Source organism: Cryobacterium sp. Hh11 (genome assembly GCF_004404045.1).
Lineage (GTDB): Bacteria > Actinomycetota > Actinomycetes > Actinomycetales > Microbacteriaceae > Cryobacterium > Cryobacterium levicorallinum.
Genome location: NZ_SOHF01000021.1, coordinates 12,460 through 31,862 on the forward strand (window position 1 = coordinate 12,460; position 19,403 = coordinate 31,862).

Below are 19,403 nucleotides of genomic sequence, written 5' to 3' on the forward strand. Positions count from 1 at the left end.
CTACTTCTTTCGGGGTGAGAACGAGTCGCCGAAGTCGATTCCCCCGGCCGACATGGTCGTATCGAGCGAATTGCTGCCGCCACCGGAATGCGCGATGAGCTGAGCCAGGCCCTCGAAGTCCTGGGCTTTTTCTTCCGCGGACTGCCGGGTAATGCTGCCGGCATTGACGAGGTCGGCCAAATGCTGGTCCATCGTGTGCATACCGAGCGCCCGCCCCGCCTGCATGGCAGAGGAGATCTGGTAGGTCTTGCCCTCCCGAATGAGGTTTGCGATGGCTGAGGTCGCCACGAGCACCTCCGTGGCCACCACGCGACCACCACCGACCTTTTTTACGAGGGTCTGGCAGATGACTCCCTGCAGGGTGGCCGCGAGCTGGGCCCGCACCTGTCCTTGCTGATAGGGCGGGAAGACATCGATCACCCGGTCGATCGTCTGCGCGGCGTCCTGCGTGTGCAGCGTTGCAAACACGAGGTGCCCCGTCTCGGCCGCCGTCAGGGCGACCGACACGGTTTCCAGGTCACGCAGTTCTCCGATGAGGATCACGTCTGGGTCCTGCCTCAGTACATGCTTGAGCGCGGCGGCGAAGCTGTGCGTGTCGTGACCGACTTCGCGCTGATTCACCAGCGACTTTTGGTGCCGGTGCAGAAACTCGATCGGGTCTTCGACCGTGACGATGTGGTCGGCACGCGTGCGATTGACGAGGTCGATCAGGGCGGCGAGGGTCGTGGATTTGCCGGATCCGGTCGGTCCGGTCACGAGCACGAGTCCGCGCGGCAACTGAGCGAATTTCGCGACGGACTCGGGCACCCCAAGTTCGGACAGCTGCTTGATTTCCCGCGGAATGAGGCGGAAGGCCCCTCCCACCGAATTGCGCTGCTGGTAGTAATTCACCCGAAATCTCGCGCCGCCCGCCGTGAAGGCGAAGTCGAGTTCAAGCTCCCGTTCGAACTCTTCGCGCTGCGTTGGCGTCAGCAGGCTGAAGAGCGCGGACGTCACCTTGTCCCGCAACCACTTTGTAGAGCCTGCGACCGGGCGTAGCCCGCCGTCGACGCGAATGCACGGCTGCGCCCCCACCGTGATGTGAAGATCGGAGGCATTGAGGTCGAGCACGGTACTGAGCGCGTTCAGGAGATCCGGATCGGGTTCCTGCCCTGCTACCCCGCGCGTGAGCGCGGCGGAATCACCGGCGTCAACAAAGACTCCCTCGGTGGACACGATCGGAGCGGTCAGGTAGTCCGGCTCGGCCAAGCCAGCGGGACCAGGGGTGCCAGTGGGCTGATCGGCATCCGCTCGGCTCATTGCCGTTGGACCAAAGCCGGGAGCCGCCACCGGAATCTCATAGATCGGATTATTCATGCTGCCAGTCCTTTACGTTCTAAGCCACCACTCGGAGAATTTCCTCAATCGACGTGAGGCCCAGCAAAACCTTGGCCCAACCGTCTTCTCGCAGGGTGATCATGCCCTGCTCTTTCGCCTCTCTTAATATCTCCGCGCTCGATGCACGGCCCACCGTGAGTCGTTCGATCTCTTCGGACACCGTCATGACCTCGTGAACGGCAATGCGCCCCCGGTACCCCGTCTTGGAACAACTGGCACAGCCGACGGGCCGGAATATCACCGGTGCCGGCAAATCAGGATCGACGGCGAAGTTCAGCAAAACCAGCTCTTCCACCTCGCGGTTGTCGGGCAGCTTGCAGCGGTCACACAGCCTGCGCGCGAGCCGCTGGGCGACGACACAATCCAGTGCGGAACCGACAAGGAACGGCTCAACGCCCATCTCGATGAGCCGCGTGATCGCACTCGGCGCACTATTCGTATGCAGGGTCGATAACACGAGGTGGCCGGTGAGTGCCGCCTCGATCGCGATAAGCGCGGTCTCGTAGTCCCGGATCTCACCGATCAGAACGACGTCGGGGTCGGAGCGCAGGATGGACCGCAGCGCACTGGCGAAGGTGAGCCCGGCTTTTGGGTTCACCTGCACCTGGTTGATGCCCTCCATCCGGTATTCGACCGGGTCTTCGACAGTGATCACGTTGATCTCGGTGCGGGCGACAGAATTCAGGGTCGTGTACAGCGTGGAGGACTTGCCTGAACCGGTCGGCCCGGTCACGAGGATCATGCCGTAGGGCTTCGAGTATGCCGTCTTATAGGCGTTGAAGTTTCCCTCGAGCAGGTTAAGGTCGCGCAAGCTCAGCTTGGTGCTGGAGTTGTCGAGAATTCGCATGACGATCTTCTCGCCCCAGACCGTGGGGAGCGTGGCAACCCGCAGGTCGATCTTGCGGCCGCCATGGCTCACGGACATGCGCCCGTCCTGCGGTTTGCGGCGCTCCGAGATATCAATGTCGCTCATGATCTTGAGCCGGGAGATAACACCGTTCTGGATGCTTTTGGGTGCACGCTGCATCGCGTGCAGCACTCCGTCGATGCGGTACCGCACGCCGAGACTGTGCTCTGCGGGTTCGATGTGGATATCCGATGCCCGGTCTTGGATGGCCTGGCTGACGAGCAGGTTAACGAAACGGACAATTGGGGCGTCATCATCGAGGGAATCCGAGACACCGAACGCGGCGGACTCCCTGGGCGCGTTCTCCTCCTCAAGGGTCGTCGTCAGATTGGTGAGCTCGTCGTCGGCCCGGTGGTGACGGCCAATGGCGGCAAGCAAATCCGCACGTTCCGCGACGACCTGCTTGACCTGCATCCGTGAAGCATCACGCACATCGTCGAGGGCAAAGACGTTACCGGGGTCGACCATCGCGAGTAGGAGACGGCCCTCGATAATCGCGATCGGCAGCACGTCATGGCGTCGGCAGATCGACGGGGTGACGAGCGCAACCGCCAAGCGATCAACGGGGTAATCAAGAAGTTCAACGAACGGCAGGTTGGCTTGCTCGGCCCGAGCCTTGGCGAATTGGAGCTCGGTGATGACGCCGCGGTCGACCAGCGCCCGGACCGCGCTCTCATCGGCCGGGTCCCCCGCCATGAGCGTGTCAAGCACTTCAATAGGGAGCAGCCCGTGGAGAATCAGAATTTCGGTCAAGGTTGCCACGCGGACCTCCCCCGAAGTGGTTACTTCTAGTCTAGAACCCGAGTATACGTCCTCGCCCCGGAATCCCGTTACCTTGCAGGGAGCCCCCTTCTTCCTGTTCGGGGCCCGGGCCCCGAGTCACAAGGTGGACTTGGTGGTGTCGCGGCCAGCCCACGGCATCCATTTGTCTGGTCTTGCACGTTAACGACGAATGGCCCCTGCCGAAGCAGGGGCCATTCGTTGAGAGCTACCGGATACTAGTTGTACGTACCAGGAGTGAGGTCGTCCGACGAGAAGCTGTCGAAGTCGACGAAGCTCAGGTCACCCTCGTTGAACGTGGCATCTTCGGTGAAGATGCGGTTCGGGTAACGCTCAGCCTTGGCTTCTTCCGTTGCCTCGACGGTGACGTCGCGGTAACGAGGAAGGCCGGTGCCGGCGGGGATCAACTTACCGATGATGACGTTCTCCTTGAGGCCCATCAGCGGGTCGCTCTTGCCTTCCATGGCCGCCTGGGTCAGAACCCGGGTGGTCTCCTGGAAGGAAGCGGCACTCAGCCAGGACTCGGTCGCGAGGGAAGCCTTGGTAATACCCATGACCTCCTGGCGAGCGGATGCCGTCTTCTTGCCCTCGGTCAGCGCGGTGCGGTTGAGGTCGTTGTACTTCAACCGGTCAACGAGCTCGCCCGGGAGCAGTCCGGTGTCGCCGTGTTCGACGACGGTCACCTTGCGAAGCATCTGACGAACGATGACCTCGATGTGCTTGTCGTGAATCGGCACACCCTGCGAACGGTAGACCTCCTGCACACCGGAGACGAGGTGCTTCTGCACCGCGCGAACACCCTTGACACGAAGAACTTCCTTCGGGTCGACGGCACCGATGATGATCTGCTGCCCCAGCTCAACGTGCTGGCCGTCCTCAACGAGGAGGGTTGAACGCTTGAGCACCGGGTAGGCGATTGCTTCGTCGCCACTGTCGGGGGTCAGGATGACCTTGCGGCCCTTGTCCGAATCCTCGATCGTGATGCGTCCGGCGGAGTCGACGATGGGCGACGCACCCTTGGGGGTACGCGCTTCGAACAGCTCCTGAACACGCGGCAGACCCTGGGTGATGTCGTCAGCGGATGCCGACCCACCCGTGTGGAAGGTACGCATGGTCAGCTGGGTGCCGGGCTCACCGATGGACTGTGCGGCGATGATACCGACGGCCTCACCGATGTCGACGAGCTGGCCCGTGGCGAGCGACCGGCCGTAGCAGACAGCACAGACACCGACGGCCGACTCACAGGTCAGCACGGAACGCACCTTGATGGTTTCGACACCACCAGCGATGAGCTTCGCGATGAGCACGTCTCCGACGTCGTCTCCGGCGTCGGCGATGACCTCACCGGCAGCGTTGACCGCGGCTGCGGCCAGGCTGCGAGCGTAGACCGCGTTCTCGACGTTGAAGTCGACCAGGAGGCCGCCGTCGTCGCCCCGCAGGAGCGCACCGGTCGTGGCATCGGTTCCGGCGATGGGCAGTTCAAGACCCTTCGTCGTTCCACAGTTGTCTTCACGGATGATGACATCCTGCGAGACGTCCACCAGACGACGGGTGAGGTACCCCGAGTCGGCGGTACGCAGAGCCGTGTCGGCCAGACCCTTACGAGCACCGTGAGTAGCAATAAAGTACTCGGCGACGGACAGGCCTTCGCGGTAGCTCGAGATGATCGGGCGAGGGATGATCTCACCCTTCGGGTTGTTCACGAGGCCTCGCATGCCGGCGATGTTACGCACCTGCAGCCAGTTACCACGAGCACCAGAGGTCACCATGCGGTTAATGGTGTTGTCGGCCGGGAAGTTCGCCTGCATCGCTGCGGCGACGTCTTCCGTGGCACGAGTCCAGATCTGGATGAGCTCCTGGCGACGCTCGAGGTCGGTCGTCAGACCCTTGTCGAACTGGCCCTGAACCTTGGCAGCCTGCTTCTCGTAGCCGGCGACGATCTCCTTCTTGTTCGGAGGCGTCAGAATGTCGCTGAGCGCTACGGTCACACCGCTTCGGGTTGCCCAGTAGAAACCGGCATCCTTGATCCGGTCGAGGGTTGCAGCAACCTCAACCTTGACGTACCGCTCCGCGAGGTCGTTGACAATGGTCGACATGGTGACCTTGTTGGCAACGTCTTCGAAGTACGGGTAGTCGGCCGGAAGCGCCTCGTTGAAAATGGCGCGACCGAGGCTCGTCGTGACGAGAACGGTGCCCACAGCCTGACCGTTGACGAGCTCGACGCCTTCGGGCTGGGTGCCCTCGGTGAAGTACTTGTCGGTCAAGCGGATGCGCACCTTGGCGTTCAGGTCGAGCGTCTTCTGGTCGAACGCGAGAATCGCCTCTGCGACGGTGGAGAACGCGCGGCCTTCTCCGACCACACCTTCCTTCATCGTGGTGAGGTGGTGCAGACCGATGATCATGTCCTGGGTGGGCAGGGTCACCGGGCGGCCGTCGGACGGCTTGAGGATGTTGTTCGAGGCGAGCATCAGAATGCGAGCCTCGGCCTGGGCCTCAACCGACAGCGGCAGGTGCACGGCCATCTGGTCACCGTCGAAGTCGGCGTTGAACGCCGCGCAAACGAGCGGGTGCAGCTGGATTGCCTTACCCTCAACGAGCTGAGGCTCGAAGGCCTGGATGCCGAGGCGGTGCAGGGTGGGTGCACGGTTGAGCATGACGGGGCGCTCGCGGATGATCTCCTCGAGCACGTCCCAGACCTGCGGACGCGAACGCTCGACCATGCGCTTGGCAGCCTTGATGTTCTGAGCGTGGCTCAGGTCGATCAGGCGCTTGATCACGAACGGCTTGAACAGCTCGAGTGCCATCTGCTTGGGCAGACCACACTGGTGCAGCTTGAGCTGCGGGCCGACCACGATGACCGAACGGCCGGAGTAGTCCACGCGCTTGCCGAGCAGGTTCTGGCGGAAACGACCCTGCTTTCCCTTGAGCATGTCGCTCAGGGACTTCAGGGCACGGTTACCGGTTCCGGTGACCGGGCGACCACGGCGACCGTTGTCGAACAGTGCGTCGACGGCCTCCTGCAGCATCCGCTTCTCGTTGTTGACAATGATCTCGGGAGCACCGAGGTCAAGCAGACGACGCAGGCGGTTGTTGCGGTTGATCACACGACGGTAGAGGTCGTTGAGGTCGCTGGTCGCGAAGCGGCCACCGTCGAGCTGCACCATCGGGCGGAGTTCCGGCGGGAGCACCGGAACGACGTCGAGCACCATTCCGGCCGGCGAGTTGCCGGTCATGATGAACGCGTTGACCACGCGCAGACGCTTAATGGCGCGGATCTTCTTCTGACCCTTGCCCTCAGCGATCTGCAGGTGCAGGTTTTCGCTTTCGGTGACCAGGTCGAAGGCCTCAAGGCGCTTCTTAATGGCTTCGGCGCCCATGTAGGCCTCGAAGTACATGCCGAAACGGTCCTGGAGCTCGTGGAAGACGGAGTCTTCCGGCTTCAGGTCGCCGACCTTGAGGGTGCGGAAGTCTTCCCACACGCGCTCGAGGTGAGCAACCTGCTCGTCCAGAGACTTGCGAATCTGGCCCATTTCCTTCTCGGCGGCGTCCTTGGTGCGCTTCTTCTGGTCGCTCTTGGCGCCTTCGGCCTCCAGTGCTGCGAGGTCGGTTTCAAGGCGCTGCAGGCGATCGGCGATGCGCGAGTCGCGGCTGGACTCAATGGTCTTCAGTTCGAGACGCAGCTCGTTCTCAAGGCCGGGCATGTCCTGGTGGCGACCGTCTTCGTCCACCGTGATAACCATGTAGGCGGCGAAGTAGATGACCTTTTCGAGGTCCTTCGGAGCCATGTCCAGCAGGTAACCGAGACGCGAGGGCACACCCTTGAAGTACCAGATGTGCGTGACCGGGGCAGCGAGTTCGATGTGGCCCATGCGCTCACGGCGCACCGACGACTTCGTGACCTCTACACCGCAACGCTCGCAGACGATGCCTTTGAAGCGAACACGCTTGTACTTGCCACATGAGCATTCCCAGTCCCGTGAGGGTCCGAAGATCTGCTCGCCGAACAGGCCGTCTTTTTCCGGCTTGAGCGTGCGGTAGTTGATGGTTTCGGGCTTCTTGACCTCACCGTGCGACCAACGACGGATGTCGTCTGCGGTAGCCAGGCCAATACGAAGCTCGTCAAATGTTGTTACGTCGAGCAATTTCTCTCCTTGGAAAGTTTTCGAAGTTTCTTTGGACCGGGCTTAGATGTCGTCGATGGACGACGACTCAAACCGGGTGGAAATGTTGATGCCGAGTTCTTCCGCAGCACGGAACACCTCGTCATCCGTGTCGCGCAGGCTGACTGCGGTGCCATCGGCCGAAAGTACTTCGACGTTCAGGCAGAGCGACTGCATTTCCTTGATAAGAACCTTGAAGCTCTCGGGAATGCCGGGTTCCTGGATGTTCTCACCCTTGACGATGGCCTCGTATACCTTGACGCGGCCGAGGATATCGTCGCTCTTGATGGTCAGGAGTTCCTGCAGGGCGTAAGCGGCTCCATATGCTTCGAGCGCCCACACCTCCATCTCACCGAAACGCTGTCCACCGAACTGCGCCTTACCACCCAGCGGCTGCTGCGTGATCATGGAGTACGGGCCGGTCGAGCGAGCGTGGATCTTGTCGTCGACGAGGTGGTGGAGCTTCAGGATGTACATGTATCCAACGGACACCGGCATCGGGAACGGCTCGCCGGAGCGGCCGTCGAAGAGCTGGGTCTTGCCCGAGGAACCGATGAGGCGTTCGCCGTCGCGGGTCAGGGTCGTGGAGTCCAGAAGACCCTCGATCTCGATCTCGAGCGCACCGTCGAATACCGGGGTGGCGACCTTCGTGCCGGGTGCGGCGCTGAAGGCGTGCTCCGGAAGACGAGCAGCCCACTTCGGCTTGCCCTCGACGTTCCAGCCCTGCTTCGCAATCCAGCCGAGGTGGGTTTCGAGCACCTGGCCGAAGTTCATGCGACCGGGGATACCGAGCGGGTTGAGGATGATGTCGACCGGGGTTCCGTCGGCGAGGAACGGCATGTCCTCGATCGGCAGAATGCGGGAGATAACACCCTTGTTGCCGTGACGGCCGGCGAGCTTGTCACCCTCGGTGATCTTGCGCTTCTGGGCGATGAACACGACCACGCGCTGGTTGACGCCGCTGCCAAGCTCGTCGTCGCCGTCCTGCGAGTCGAACACCTTGACACCGATGATGGTGCCGCGCTCACCGTGGGGAACCTTCAAGCTCGTGTCGCGAACTTCGCGGCTCTTCTCGTTGAAGATGGCGCGCAGCAGGCGCTCCTCGGCAGACAGCTCGGTCTCGCCCTTGGGCGTGACCTTGCCGACGAGGATATCGCCGGGGCGAACCTCGGCTCCGATGCGAATAATGCCACGCTCGTCGAGGTCGGCGAGGAAGTCCGGCGACACGTTGGGAAGGTCGCGAGTGATCTCTTCCTTACCCAGCTTGGTGTCGCGGGCATCCACTTCGTACTCTTCGATGTGAATCGAGGAGAGGGTGTCGTCCTTGACCAGGTTCTGGCTCAGGATGATCGCGTCCTCGAAGTTGTAGCCTTCCCACGGCATGAATGCCACGAGCAGGTTCTTTCCGAGGGCGAGTTCTCCCTGGTCGGTGGCGGGTCCGTCGGCGATAACCTCGCCGGCTTCGATCCGCTCACCGGCGTTGACGATCACGCGGTGGTTGAAGCTCGTGCCCTGGTTGGAGCGGCTGAACTTGCGAAGGTAATAGTCCTGCGTGCCGCCCTCATCGAGCTGGATGGTGACGACATCAGCCGACACCTCGGAGACCACACCGGGCTTGTGCGCGGTGAGCACGTCACCGGCGTCGATGGCCGTGTAGACCTCCATGCCGGTTCCGACGAGCGGGCTGTCGCTGAGCAGCAGCGGCACCGCCTGACGCTGCATGTTGGCACCCATGAGTGCGCGGTTTGCATCGTCGTGCTCGAGGAACGGAATGAGGCTGGTCGCGACCGACACCATCTGGCGCGGCGAGACATCCATGTAGCCGATGTCTTCAGCGGGAACGAGGTCGACCTCGCCACCCTTCTTACGGGCGAGCACGCGGGCCTCGGCGAAGTGCGAGTCCTTGGTGAGCGGCGCGTTGGCCTGGGCGACGATGAAGTCGTCCTCTTCGCTCGCGGTGAGGTAGTCGATCGTCTCGGTGACCTTGTTGTTCAGCACCCGACGGTACGGCGTCTCAATGAAACCGAACGCATTGATCTGCGCGAACGAGGCGAGCGAACCGATCAGGCCGATGTTCGGGCCCTCAGGGGTCTCAATGGGGCACATGCGGCCGTAGTGCGAGGGGTGAACGTCTCGCACCTCGACGCCGGCGCGGTCACGGGACAGACCACCCGGGCCCAGCGCGGACAGGCGACGCTTGTGCGTGAGGCCTGCGAGCGGGTTGTTCTGGTCCATGAACTGCGACAACTGCGACGTACCGAAGAACTCCTTGATCGCGGCGACGACAGGGCGCACGTTGATCAGGGTCTGCGGCGTGATCGCTTCGATGTCCTGCGTGGTCATGCGCTCGCGAACAACGCGCTCCATGCGGGACAGGCCGGTGCGCACCTGGTTCTGGATGAGCTCGCCGACGGCACGGATACGACGGTTACCGAAGTGGTCGATGTCGTCGATGTCGATGTTGATGTCGGTCATCTTGCCGTCGCGCAGACCCGGAAGGGTGGTCTGGTTGTCGTGCAGGGCGACGAGGTACTTGATGGTGGCCAGGATGTCCGCCAGCGTCAGTACGGAGTCACTCAGCGGAGCTTCGAGGCCGAGCTTGCGGTTGATCTTGTAACGACCAACCTTGGCCAGGTCGTAGCGCTTGGAGTTGAAGAAGAAGTTGTCGAGGAGCGCACGCGCAGCCTCGGCGGCAACCTGCTCGCCGGGGCGAAGCTTGCGGTAGATGTCCTTGAGGGCTTCTTCCTTGGTGAGGATGTTGTCCTTCTCAAGGGTGAGCTCGATGGACGCGTAGCCCTTGAACTCTTCGAGGATCTGCTCGCTGGTGAGGCCGAGGGCCTTCAGGAACACGGTCACGGACTGCTTGCGCTTGCGGTCGATGCGCACGCCAACCTGGTCGCGCTTGTCGATCTCGAATTCAAGCCAGGCACCACGGCTCGGGATGACACGGGCGGAGTAGATGTCCTTGTCAGACGTTTTCTCCTGCTCGCGGTTAAAATACACTCCCGGGGAGCGCACCAGCTGCGACACGACGACACGCTCGGTGCCGTTGATCACGAAGGTGCCCTTGGGGGTCATCAACGGGAAGTCACCCATGAACACGGTCTGAGTCTTGATCTCACCGGTGAGGTGGTTCATGAACTCAGCGTTCACATAGAGGGGTGCGGAGTAGGTCTTACCCTTTTCCTTGCACTCGTCAATGGTGTACTTCTCCGGCTCGAGCTCCGGGTTGGTGAAGGACAGCTGCATCGTTTCGCCGAGGTCCTCGATGGGAGAGATCTCCTCGAAGATCTCATCGAGCCCGGTGCGATTCGGCAGGTCCTGGCGTCCGGCAGCCTGGGCTTCGGCGACGCGAGCCTTCCAGATGTCGTTGCCGACGAGCCAGTCGAAGCTCTCGGTCTGCAAAGCAAGCAGATCCGGAACGTTCAAGTGGTCGCTGATCTTTGCGAACGACAGACGCTCGTGCGAGCGGCCGTTCTTGGGTGAGTTGGTGGTTGCGTTGCGCGCAGCAGCCAAGGAAATAACCTCCGTGGACCCCGTCAGGTCTAGTTACTGTTATTGGTGATGACTCCGCAGACCCTCATAAGAGGTGTGCCTCAAGGTGGCTTGAACACGCAAAGCCGACCGCAATATGAAGGCATAGTTTGTCTGGGAGCGCAAGGATCAACTATATGCCCCCATTCGCGTCATGTCCACCTAATTGTTGCAAATCTGCAAACTCTCAGGTATAACACCCTCCGTCTTCTCGCGAGAGCGCAAAAAGTGCCCATTTGACACCCTCAATCGGGCACTTTTTGCGCTTTCGCGAAGCGGATGCTGCGGCGCGGGCACGTGGAGAGGGCGCAGACTAGGACGATGAGTACTGGGCGTAAGGGTGAGGTGACGGAGGGGCATCCGTCTGTCGTGTTGAAGTTGAGCGGACACACTGCGGTGATCGAACCCGACCGTTTCACCCCCGGCAGCTTTCAGCTCGTGGTCGACGGCACCCCGCAGTCGCACGTGAACATCGATCACCCGGATGAGCTGTTCTTCGAGTACATCCAGCGCATCGGGCACGTCATCGACCTGCTCGGCGACCCGCACGAGCCGATCACCGCCGTGCACCTCGGGGCCGGCGCGCTCACCTTGCCACGCTACGTCGAGGCGACCCGGCCGGGCTCGCGCCAGCAGGTGGTCGAGATCGAGAGCGATTTGATCGACCTGGTGCGGGAGGTGCTGCCGTGGGACAAACGCGCCCAGCTGCGCGTGCGCCATGGCGATGCCCGCGAGGTGCTCGGCAAGCTTCCCGCCGGGCTGCAAGGCGCGGTCGACCTCGTCGTGGTCGACATTTTCTCCGGGGCGCGCACCCCGAAGCACGTCACGAGCCGCGAATTTTTCGCGCTCGCCGCCCCGCTGCTGTCGTCACGCGGCGTACTCGCCGTCAACGTAGCGGATGGCCCCGGACTCGCGTTCGCGCGCGGCCAGGCCGCAACCCTCTCGGCGGTGTTTCCGCACGTGATCGGATTCGCTGAGACGCAGGTACTCAAGGGGCGCCGGTTCGGCAACATCGTGTTCATCGCAGCGCACACGCCGATCGACCTCAACTGGATTCCGCGGCTGCTGGCCAACGGTCCGCACCCGGCAAAAGTGATCGAGGGAACCGAACTCAAGCAGTTCATGGCCGGTTCGCTCGTGGCGACCGACGAGACGTCGACGCAGTCGCCGCTGCCCGGCCGCACGGTCTTCCAGATCGGGCACTAGTCGGCGACCGGATGCCCGCGGGCGGCGGTACTCTGGGGGCACCCGTCATTTCTCCGCGCGGCCGCGTCCGCCTTCGTCATTACAGGAACACACCCTGAGTTTCATCATCGGTTACGACCCCATCACCCTGCGCGAAAAAGTAGACCTTCAGGCCGCCGGTGAGAGGCTTGAAGAACTCGGCACGCTGCGCAGCCTGGCCGCGCTGAACGAAAAGGTCGCCCTGCTGCGCCTCGTCGGCCGGCTCGATGAAGCCTGGGAAGTGGCCAACGAGGCCGTGCGCCAGTCGCGCTTCACCGGCAACCGGGAGCAGGCGGTGGCCAGTCGCATCCGTCGGGCGCAGGTCCTGCAATTTCAGGGCAAGCTCGTCGAGGCCGCGAGCGAGTTGACGCATTGCATACTCGACTCCGAGGTGCACGAGTGGAGCCGCCTCGCCGCCTATGCCCGCCAGCACCGCGGCAAGGTGTACTTCGACCAGGACAACCTCGAAAGCGCCCTCGCCGACTTCACCGCCGCCGTGTTTCTGCGCGAGAAAGACGGCGCCGACGCCGACGAACTCGACAGCTCGCTGCTGGCCGTTGCCGTCGTCGAGCAGCACATTGCTGCTCGCAGCGCCCAGGCCCAACCTGCAGTCCCGCCGCGAGTGAACGGGCCCTGAGCCAGCTACTGGCCGCCGCACGCGTTAAGCGGCATGCTGTGTTCACGACGAAGGCGAGGTGACCGGTGACCGATCCGACCGAGCGGCGGCGGCGTGCGGTGGGCACGGCCGTGCTCGTGATTCTCACCCTGACCGCGTGCAGCGCTGCGGACCCGCGCGCTACTCCGACCACCACGACACCGGCCCAACCGACGCCGAGCGCAACGGATGCCGGTGCTGACCCGCTCGCACCGGTGCATCCGGTCGGCGAACCGGTCGTGATCGCGTCGGGGCTTCAGGCTCCATGGTCGATTCTGCGACTGCCCGACGGGGCCACGCTCATCAGCGAACGCGACACCACCCGGCTTCGCGAGCTACTGGCCGACGGCAGTCTGCGCGACGCCGGCACCGTCGCGGCGGCGCGCCCGAGCGGTGAGGGCGGGCTGCTCGGCCTCGCCTTTCTCGCCGACCGGGCGGCCCCGGGCGGCACTGGCTGGGTGTACGCCTACTACTCAACGGCGGCCGACAACCGCATCGAACGGATGCCGTTGGCCGGCTCCCCCGGCAGTCACACCCTCGGGGCACCCACCCTCGTGCTCGACTCCATCCCCCGAGCCGGCAATCACAACGGTGGACGCCTCGCGTTCGGCCCCGAAGGACTGCTCTACGCCACGGTCGGGGACGCCGGAGACACCGCCCATTCCCAGGACCTGGACTCGCTCGGCGGCAAGATTTTGCGAATGACACCGACCGGTGCCGTGCCAGCGGACAACCCGTTCGGCACGCTGGTGTACTCATTCGGGCATCGGAATCCACAGGGCCTGGCCTGGGATTCGCGCGGCCAGCTGTGGGCGAGCGAGTTCGGGCAGAACACCTGGGACGAACTCAACCGCATCGTTCCCGGCGGCAACTACGGCTGGCCGCTGGTCGAGGGCCAGGCCGGCGACCCGGCGTATCTCGACCCGGAACGTCAGTGGTCGACGGACGTAGCGAGCCCGAGCGGCATCGCCATCGTGAACGACACCATCTTCATGGCGAGCCTGCGCGGGCAACGGTTGTGGAGCATCCCGATTCTGAGCACATCCTCCACCGACACCCCCACCGAGTGGTTTGTCAACGGATACGGCCGGTTGCGCGACGTGGTGTCAGGGCCAGCTGGCACACTGTGGTTTGTGAGTAATAACACGGATGGCCGGGGCTCCCCGGCGGCTGAAGACGACCGGCTCCTGCAAGTGGCGGTGGCGCCCTAATGTCTTTCCCGACGTCTGATCTCGCTCAGACCCCCGCTTGCCTCGCGGAAACGGCGGCGTCCTGATGGCCGATCTCGCCCAGGTGCGACGCTGGGCCGACGCGCTCATCGTTCTGCACCTCGACCCCAGCTGGACCTTCGGCTTCGACAACGCGAAAAAACGTGCCGGCCTGTGCAATTTCAGCGCGAAGCACATCACGGTGTCGCGCTACCTCGCCTCCCGCTATGCCGACGACGACGTGCACCAGATCCTGCTGCACGAATTCGCGCACGCTCTGGCCGGGCCGCGTGCCGGGCATGGTCCGCGCTGGAAGAAGGTGGCCTTCGACCTTGGCTACGACGGCAAGCGCACCCACGACGGCGAGATCGCCGACGAACTCGCCCCCTGGGTGGGCACCTGCCCCGCCGGACACACCCATTTTCGGTATCGGCAGCCCACCCGGCCGCTGGCCTGTGGACTCTGCGCCCGCCGATTCGATCAGGCCCACGCCATCAGCTGGTTACGGCGCGAAATCACGCCGGCGATCCGGCGTCGGGCCGCGGCCTCGGCCGGCCCTCGGCTCCCGCCGGTCGGCTGAGTTCAGGGCGCACCAGGTCGGCGCCCAGGGTCAGCGCCCAGGGTCAGCGCCCAGACGTTCAGCACCCAGACGTTCAGGGCGCACCAGGTCGGCGCGCACGCGTTCAGTGCACGTCGTAGCGGGCGAGGGCGTCGGCATCCGTGGCGTGCATCATCGCTCGACGAGCGGTATCCAGCGCGGTCACCGGGTCGGCCTCGGCCACGGCGAGCGCGAGCTGCCGTTCAGCCTCGGCCAAACGGGTGCGCGCGGCTGCCTGCACCCGACCGCGATGGGCGGCCACGAAGTCGCGGGTGATCGTAATCTGGCTGCGGGCGGTGAGCAGCGCGCCGGCCAGGGCGGTGCGGGCGTTCTCAAGCCGCAACTGCCGATTGCGTGCCTCCGAACGGATGCTGTCCAGCCCGTTCATCGCCGCCTCCAGCTTCACGACATCCGAGGATGGGTCGCTGAGCCTCCCGGGCTCCCGCAATTGCGCCTGCACGGCTGCCGCCTCGGTGATGACGAGGTTCAGGGACGCGCTCGTATCGGATTCTTCGTGACCATCGCGCAGGGCTCGCGCCTGCGCGAGTTCCGAGCCGGCAGCATCCAGTGCCTGCTGCAAGTTCGCGAAACCGCGGTGCAGCAAGTCCTCGCCGGTTTCAATCGCGTCGAGCAGTTGTGTCGCCTGAAACAGGGAGTGCTCGGCGGACTGCAGCTGCTCCCCCACCGGTTCGGACAACGCGGCCTCAAGGCGCGCAGCGGCAGCATCGGCGGCGGCCGCGGCCAGGTCGAGTGCGGTTTGCGCCCGCAAAACGTTGCCGCTGATCGCAGCGAGCGCCGGCGGCGAATAACTCAAACCGAGCCGGGCGAGCGTATTCGCTCCGCCGGCGACCCGGTCGGACACGCGATCGAGGCGTCGGCGCAGTTCGTCGAGTTGCTGCGGGGCGTTGCGTTCCACGCCGCGCCTGGCGGTGAAATTACGCGCCTGACCGGTCAGCCGGCCGGTGGCCTCGTCGGCGAGCTGGATGATCTGCTCGTTCCAGCGTGTGCGTTCGGCAGCGGTGTCCGGCACGGCGTCGTCGAGCTTTTGCTGCAGTGCGAAAGCATCACTGAGCTGGCGTTTCGACGTGCTGAGCGCCGTGGCGAATTCCCGCGTCGAAGACTCACCGAACTGGGCGATGGCGAAGCCGAGCTCGTCGGTCGCGTCTTGCACCAGATCGTCGGCGCGAACCAGGCTGATCGCCGCGCTGCGGGCGAGAAGAGCCGCCTCAGCGTTCACCTGCCCGATCCGAGCCCGGGTGCGCCGCCGCGAGGCTGCCACCAGCGCCCAGACTCCGGCCAACACGAGGCCGATAACGATGACCGAGGGTACCCACCAGAGATCGCCATTCATAGCCGTGAGTCTAATGAGGGTTACTGGGCGCTACCGGTCGTCGGCAGAGGGCCGCCGCATCTGCTGACGAATCATCTCGAAGTCGTGCCGCGAAATCTCGAGCACGCCGCGGCGCAGCTGGAAGCCCCAGTCCGGGTTTCCGCGGGTGAGCTGTAGCACGGGCAGCAGCGGGCGGATGCTGGTCGGCCAGGCATCCAGATCGTAGTCGGCCCGGCGTCGCCAGGGCCGAAACTCGTTCGCGGGGTCGCCCACCTGGTAGGCATAGGCATCCGCTATTCGGCCGATGGCCGTGAATTCCTTGAGCGGATCGCCCTCGATCGCAGTTTTCGGGGAGTAGTAGACGATGCCGTCGGCCTCGCCCATCTGCGCGATCAGGTCCCCGGCGCCGCGATTGGCGCGGGCGATGCCCAAATCGACACCGCGCAGCACGTGCTCGCGGTGCACAACGCCGAGCCAGAACCGAATTGCCACATTCCTAGTTGTACCGCATGCCACGCACACACCAAACTAAGCAGATGCGAGTACTCCTGAAAGCGATTCTGGACTGCACACCGGATGCTGCCTGGCACGCTATCCACAGCCCCGCCGTCTTTCGCGAGGTGAGCAGCCCGTTCATGGCGGTCGAGTCTCTCGAACCCGACGGGTTTCCCACCCGGTGGGAACCGGGCGAACACCCCGCCGTGTTCTCCATGCTCGGCCTGGTGCCGATGGGAACCCAGATCATTCGCCTTGCCAACTCCACGCACCGGCCCGACGGCGTGCGCATTCTGCGCGATACCGGTCGCGGCGTCTCCGGCGCGCTGTGTGCGGTCACGCTCTGGGATCACCGCATGGCGATCGCGCCCGACCCGGCCGGCACCGGCAAAACCCTCTACCGGGACCAGCTCATTTTTCGCGGCCGCCCGGCCACGATCGCCCTCTGGCCGACGTTTTGGGCGTTCTGGCAGTGGCGGATGCTGCGCCTCAAGGCCCTCGCCCCCACCTGGCAGCACGACGTGGGCATAGACAACCCCAACTTTGTGCCGCTGTCGCAGCGGGAGCCCGACGACGGCAACTAGCGCTTCCGCAGTTTCCCCGCGCCATCTCCTATGCACCGGGCCGACCGGCGGTAGCGTAGCCACCATGAGTTCTTCCCTGGGGGCCTTGCAGATCGCGGACTGGCGTCGGCGGGTGACCGGTTTGTACGCGGGGGTGCGCCAGCTCAGCGTGAGCAGCCCGAAAAGCGGCCACGAATTGTGGCGGTCGGGGCGGGATGAACTGTTTGCGGGGCATCCGTCGTCGCCGTTATTGCCCGACGACCTTTCGGCCTTCACCGGGCTTCCCATTGCCGCGTACGACCCGGACTGGCGGTTTGAAGTCGAGGTGCACCGCTCCGAGCAGTCCCATCGCATGAACGTGGAAACCGGCACGGACGGCACCGTGCCCTTCGACCTGGTCGGCACCGTGCGCCTGCCCTACCTTGGTTCGCTCGACGTGTGGCGGCTCGCAAGCTACGGCGGCGGCCTGTTCCTGCCGCTGAAAGATGCCCTGGCCGGCAAAAGCGGCGGAACTTACGGCGGCGGACGCTACCTGCTCGACACCATCAAGGGTGCCGACCTCGGCCCGGGGGTCGACGACGACACCCTCGTTCTCGATTTCAACTTTGCTTACAACCCCTCCTGCGCGTACGACCCGATGTGGGCCTGCCCGCTGCCGCAGAGCGGCAATATCATCGACGTCGACGTGCCCGTCGGCGAGCTCTACCACGGCGACCACTCGTAGCTACCCGGGTGCCCGTTCACACCTGCGGAGAATTTCGTCGATTCGCCCGCTCCGCGCGTGAGATGCCCCGAATCTCGAAAAATTCGGTACAGCGCCCCGGATCCCAAGATCACTATCGGTGCGGGTGGGCCGATTTGACAGCATCCGCTAGAGTAGGAGAACTTGCGAGTGCGTAGTTGCGCTTGCTGCGTCGTAGAACGCCCTCTTCTCTATCTGGCGGCCCACCAGGGCTGACCTGATTTTTCGAATGAAACATTCTTACGGCGAACGGATGTGCCCTTCGGCACCTTCGCCATGTGAATCCTCCTGGTTTGCTTATCGCTGCGCGATAATTCGAACGGGCGAGGAGACTGATGCCCGAAAGGCACCATTTTGTCTACAGATTTGTCCACAACGTTCAGCACGCTCGGCGTGCCGGCTCCCCTGGTAAAGGTTCTCTCTTCCCAGGGAATCGACACCGCCTTCCCGATTCAGGTCGACACCCTTCCGGACACCCTGAATGGCCGCGACGTGCTCGGCCGCGGCAAGACCGGCTCGGGCAAGACCCTGGCCTTCTCCATTCCGATGGTGTCGCGCCTCGGCGGCACCCTCGCCGGCGGCAAGCGTCGCCCGGGTCGCCCGCTCGGCCTCATCCTCGCGCCGACCCGCGAGCTCGCCACGCAGATCACCAACGCCATCACCCCGCTCGCCGAGGCCTACGGCCTCAACACCACCACGATCTTCGGTGGCGTCTCGCAGGGCCGCCAGGTCACCGCGCTCAAGGCCGGCGTCGACATCGTCGTGGCCTGCCCCGGTCGCCTCGAAGACCTCATGAAGCAGGGCTTCGTGAACCTCGACTCGGTTGAGATCACCGTGCTCGACGAGGCCGACCACATGGCCGACCTCGGCTTTCTGCCCGTCGTCACCCGCATCCTCGACAAGACTCCCGGCAACGGCCAGCGCATGCTGTTCTCCGCCACCCTCGATAACGGCGTGGACAAGATCGTCAAGCGCTTCCTGCACGACCCGGTGATGCACTCCGTCGACGAGGCTAACAGCCACGTCTCGGCCATGACCCACCACGTGTTCGAGGTCGCCGGCGTCGATGCCAAGAAGGACCTCGTGCAGAAGCTGGCGAGCGGCTCTGGCCGTCGCATCCTCTTCATGCGCACCAAGCACCAGGCCAAGAAGCTCGCCAAGAGCCTCACCGACGCTGGCATCCCGTCCGTCGACCTGCACGGAAACCTCTCGCAGGTGGCCCGTGACCGCAACCTCGCCGCGTTCAGCGCCGGCACGGTCAAGGTTCTCGTCGCAACGGATGTCGCCGCTCGCGGCGTGCACGTCGACGACATCGAACTCGTCATCCACGTCGACCCGCCGGCCGAGCACAAGGCGTACCTGCACCGTTCGGGCCGTACCGCCCGCGCCGGCAGCGCCGGTGACGTCGTCACCGTCGTGCTGCCCGAGCAGAAGCGCGACACCGACGCTCTGCTGCGCAAGGCCGCCATCAAGGTGACCCCGCAGCGCGTGGATGCGTCCTCCCCCGCCGTCGACGCCCTCGTCGGCGATGTTGCTGCTTATGTCAAGCCGGCTCCCCGCGTCGAAGCGCCGCAGCAGCAGCGCCAGTCGCAGGGCGGTCGTTCGCAGGGCGGACGTTCGCAGGGCGGTCGTTCACAGGGCGGACGCTCCGAAGGCGGTCGCTCTGAAGGCGGTCGCTCACAGGGTGGCCGTTCAGAGGGCGGCCGCGATGCCGGCGCCGGCCGCTCCGGCGCAAGCCAGGGCGGTGCCCGCACCGACCGTAACGACGGCGGCCGCAGCCGCGACTCGGCTCCCGCCGGTGGCGCTCGTCGCGAGCGCACCGGCCGTCCG

At 64.3% G+C, this 19,403-nt stretch carries 14 protein-coding genes; 7 read left to right on the forward strand and 7 right to left on the reverse strand.

The annotated features are described in order from the left end of the window. The 4 genes from E3T46_RS10600 to rpoB all read right to left on the reverse strand — a co-directional run bounded on the left by E3T46_RS10600 (position 1) and on the right by rpoB (position 10,740). A complete protein-coding gene (locus tag E3T46_RS10600; RefSeq protein ID WP_277870965.1) occupies positions 1-1,356 on the reverse strand; it encodes a type IV pilus twitching motility protein PilT in 1,356 nt (451 codons plus the stop codon). Between the two features lie 19 nt (positions 1,357-1,375). Beyond that, positions 1,376-3,046, reverse strand: coding sequence for an ATPase, T2SS/T4P/T4SS family (locus E3T46_RS10605; RefSeq protein ID WP_134578536.1), 1,671 nt, complete (start codon positions 3,044-3,046; stop codon positions 1,376-1,378). Between the two features lie 236 nt (positions 3,047-3,282). Further along, a complete protein-coding gene (locus E3T46_RS10610; protein WP_134578537.1) occupies positions 3,283-7,206 on the reverse strand; it encodes a DNA-directed RNA polymerase subunit beta' in 3,924 nt (1,307 codons plus the stop codon). A gap of 42 nt (positions 7,207-7,248) precedes the next feature. Next, positions 7,249-10,740 (reverse strand): DNA-directed RNA polymerase subunit beta, encoded by a 3,492-nt coding sequence (gene rpoB / locus E3T46_RS10615; protein ID WP_134578538.1) that lies wholly within the window; start codon positions 10,738-10,740, stop codon positions 7,249-7,251. 339 nt (positions 10,741-11,079) lie between these two features. Between rpoB and E3T46_RS10620 the strand changes: the two genes are divergently transcribed. Continuing rightward, a complete protein-coding gene (locus E3T46_RS10620; protein ID WP_134442832.1) occupies positions 11,080-11,964 on the forward strand; it encodes a fused MFS/spermidine synthase in 885 nt (294 codons plus the stop codon). A gap of 79 nt (positions 11,965-12,043) precedes the next feature. On the opposite strand, the gene E3T46_RS18465 is transcribed toward E3T46_RS10620, so the two are convergent. Next, entirely contained in the window at positions 12,044-12,355 is a 312-nt protein-coding gene (locus tag E3T46_RS18465) for a hypothetical protein (RefSeq protein WP_241980620.1), read from the reverse strand. Between the two features lie 18 nt (positions 12,356-12,373). Between E3T46_RS18465 and E3T46_RS18470 the strand changes: the two genes are divergently transcribed. The 3 genes from E3T46_RS18470 to E3T46_RS10635 all read left to right on the forward strand — a co-directional run bounded on the left by E3T46_RS18470 (position 12,374) and on the right by E3T46_RS10635 (position 14,425). Next, positions 12,374-12,619: a hypothetical protein gene (locus E3T46_RS18470; RefSeq protein WP_241980622.1), complete on the forward strand. Its 246-nt coding sequence runs from the start codon at positions 12,374-12,376 to the stop codon at positions 12,617-12,619. 65 nt (positions 12,620-12,684) lie between these two features. After that, positions 12,685-13,848: a PQQ-dependent sugar dehydrogenase gene (locus tag E3T46_RS10630; RefSeq protein ID WP_134578540.1), complete on the forward strand. Its 1,164-nt coding sequence runs from the start codon at positions 12,685-12,687 to the stop codon at positions 13,846-13,848. Positions 13,849-13,912: 64 nt separating this feature from the next. Further along, positions 13,913-14,425, forward strand: coding sequence for a SprT-like domain-containing protein (locus E3T46_RS10635; RefSeq protein ID WP_134467091.1), 513 nt, complete (start codon positions 13,913-13,915; stop codon positions 14,423-14,425). 103 nt (positions 14,426-14,528) lie between these two features. On the opposite strand, the gene E3T46_RS10640 is transcribed toward E3T46_RS10635, so the two are convergent. After that, positions 14,529-15,794, reverse strand: a complete 1,266-nt coding sequence (locus E3T46_RS10640; protein ID WP_134578541.1) for a hypothetical protein — start codon at positions 15,792-15,794, stop codon at positions 14,529-14,531. A gap of 30 nt (positions 15,795-15,824) precedes the next feature. Further along, complete coding sequence (locus E3T46_RS10645) at positions 15,825-16,265, reverse strand: EVE domain-containing protein (RefSeq protein WP_233194879.1); 441 nt, start codon at positions 16,263-16,265, stop codon at positions 15,825-15,827. A 44-nt stretch (positions 16,266-16,309) separates the two neighbouring features. Here E3T46_RS10645 and E3T46_RS10650 point away from each other — a divergent pair, with 44 nt between their 5' ends. The 3 genes from E3T46_RS10650 to E3T46_RS10660 form a co-directional block, all read left to right on the forward strand. Then, entirely contained in the window at positions 16,310-16,852 is a 543-nt protein-coding gene (locus E3T46_RS10650; protein WP_174845395.1) for a hypothetical protein, read from the forward strand. 64 nt (positions 16,853-16,916) lie between these two features. Then, positions 16,917-17,555 carry a DUF1684 domain-containing protein gene (locus tag E3T46_RS10655; protein ID WP_134578542.1) on the forward strand — a complete coding sequence of 213 codons (639 nt, stop codon included), beginning with the start codon at positions 16,917-16,919 and terminating at the stop codon, positions 17,553-17,555. 372 nt (positions 17,556-17,927) lie between these two features. Further along, positions 17,928-19,403, forward strand: a 1,476-nt coding sequence (locus E3T46_RS10660; protein ID WP_134578543.1) for a DEAD/DEAH box helicase, incomplete at its 3' end; no start/stop codon positions are given.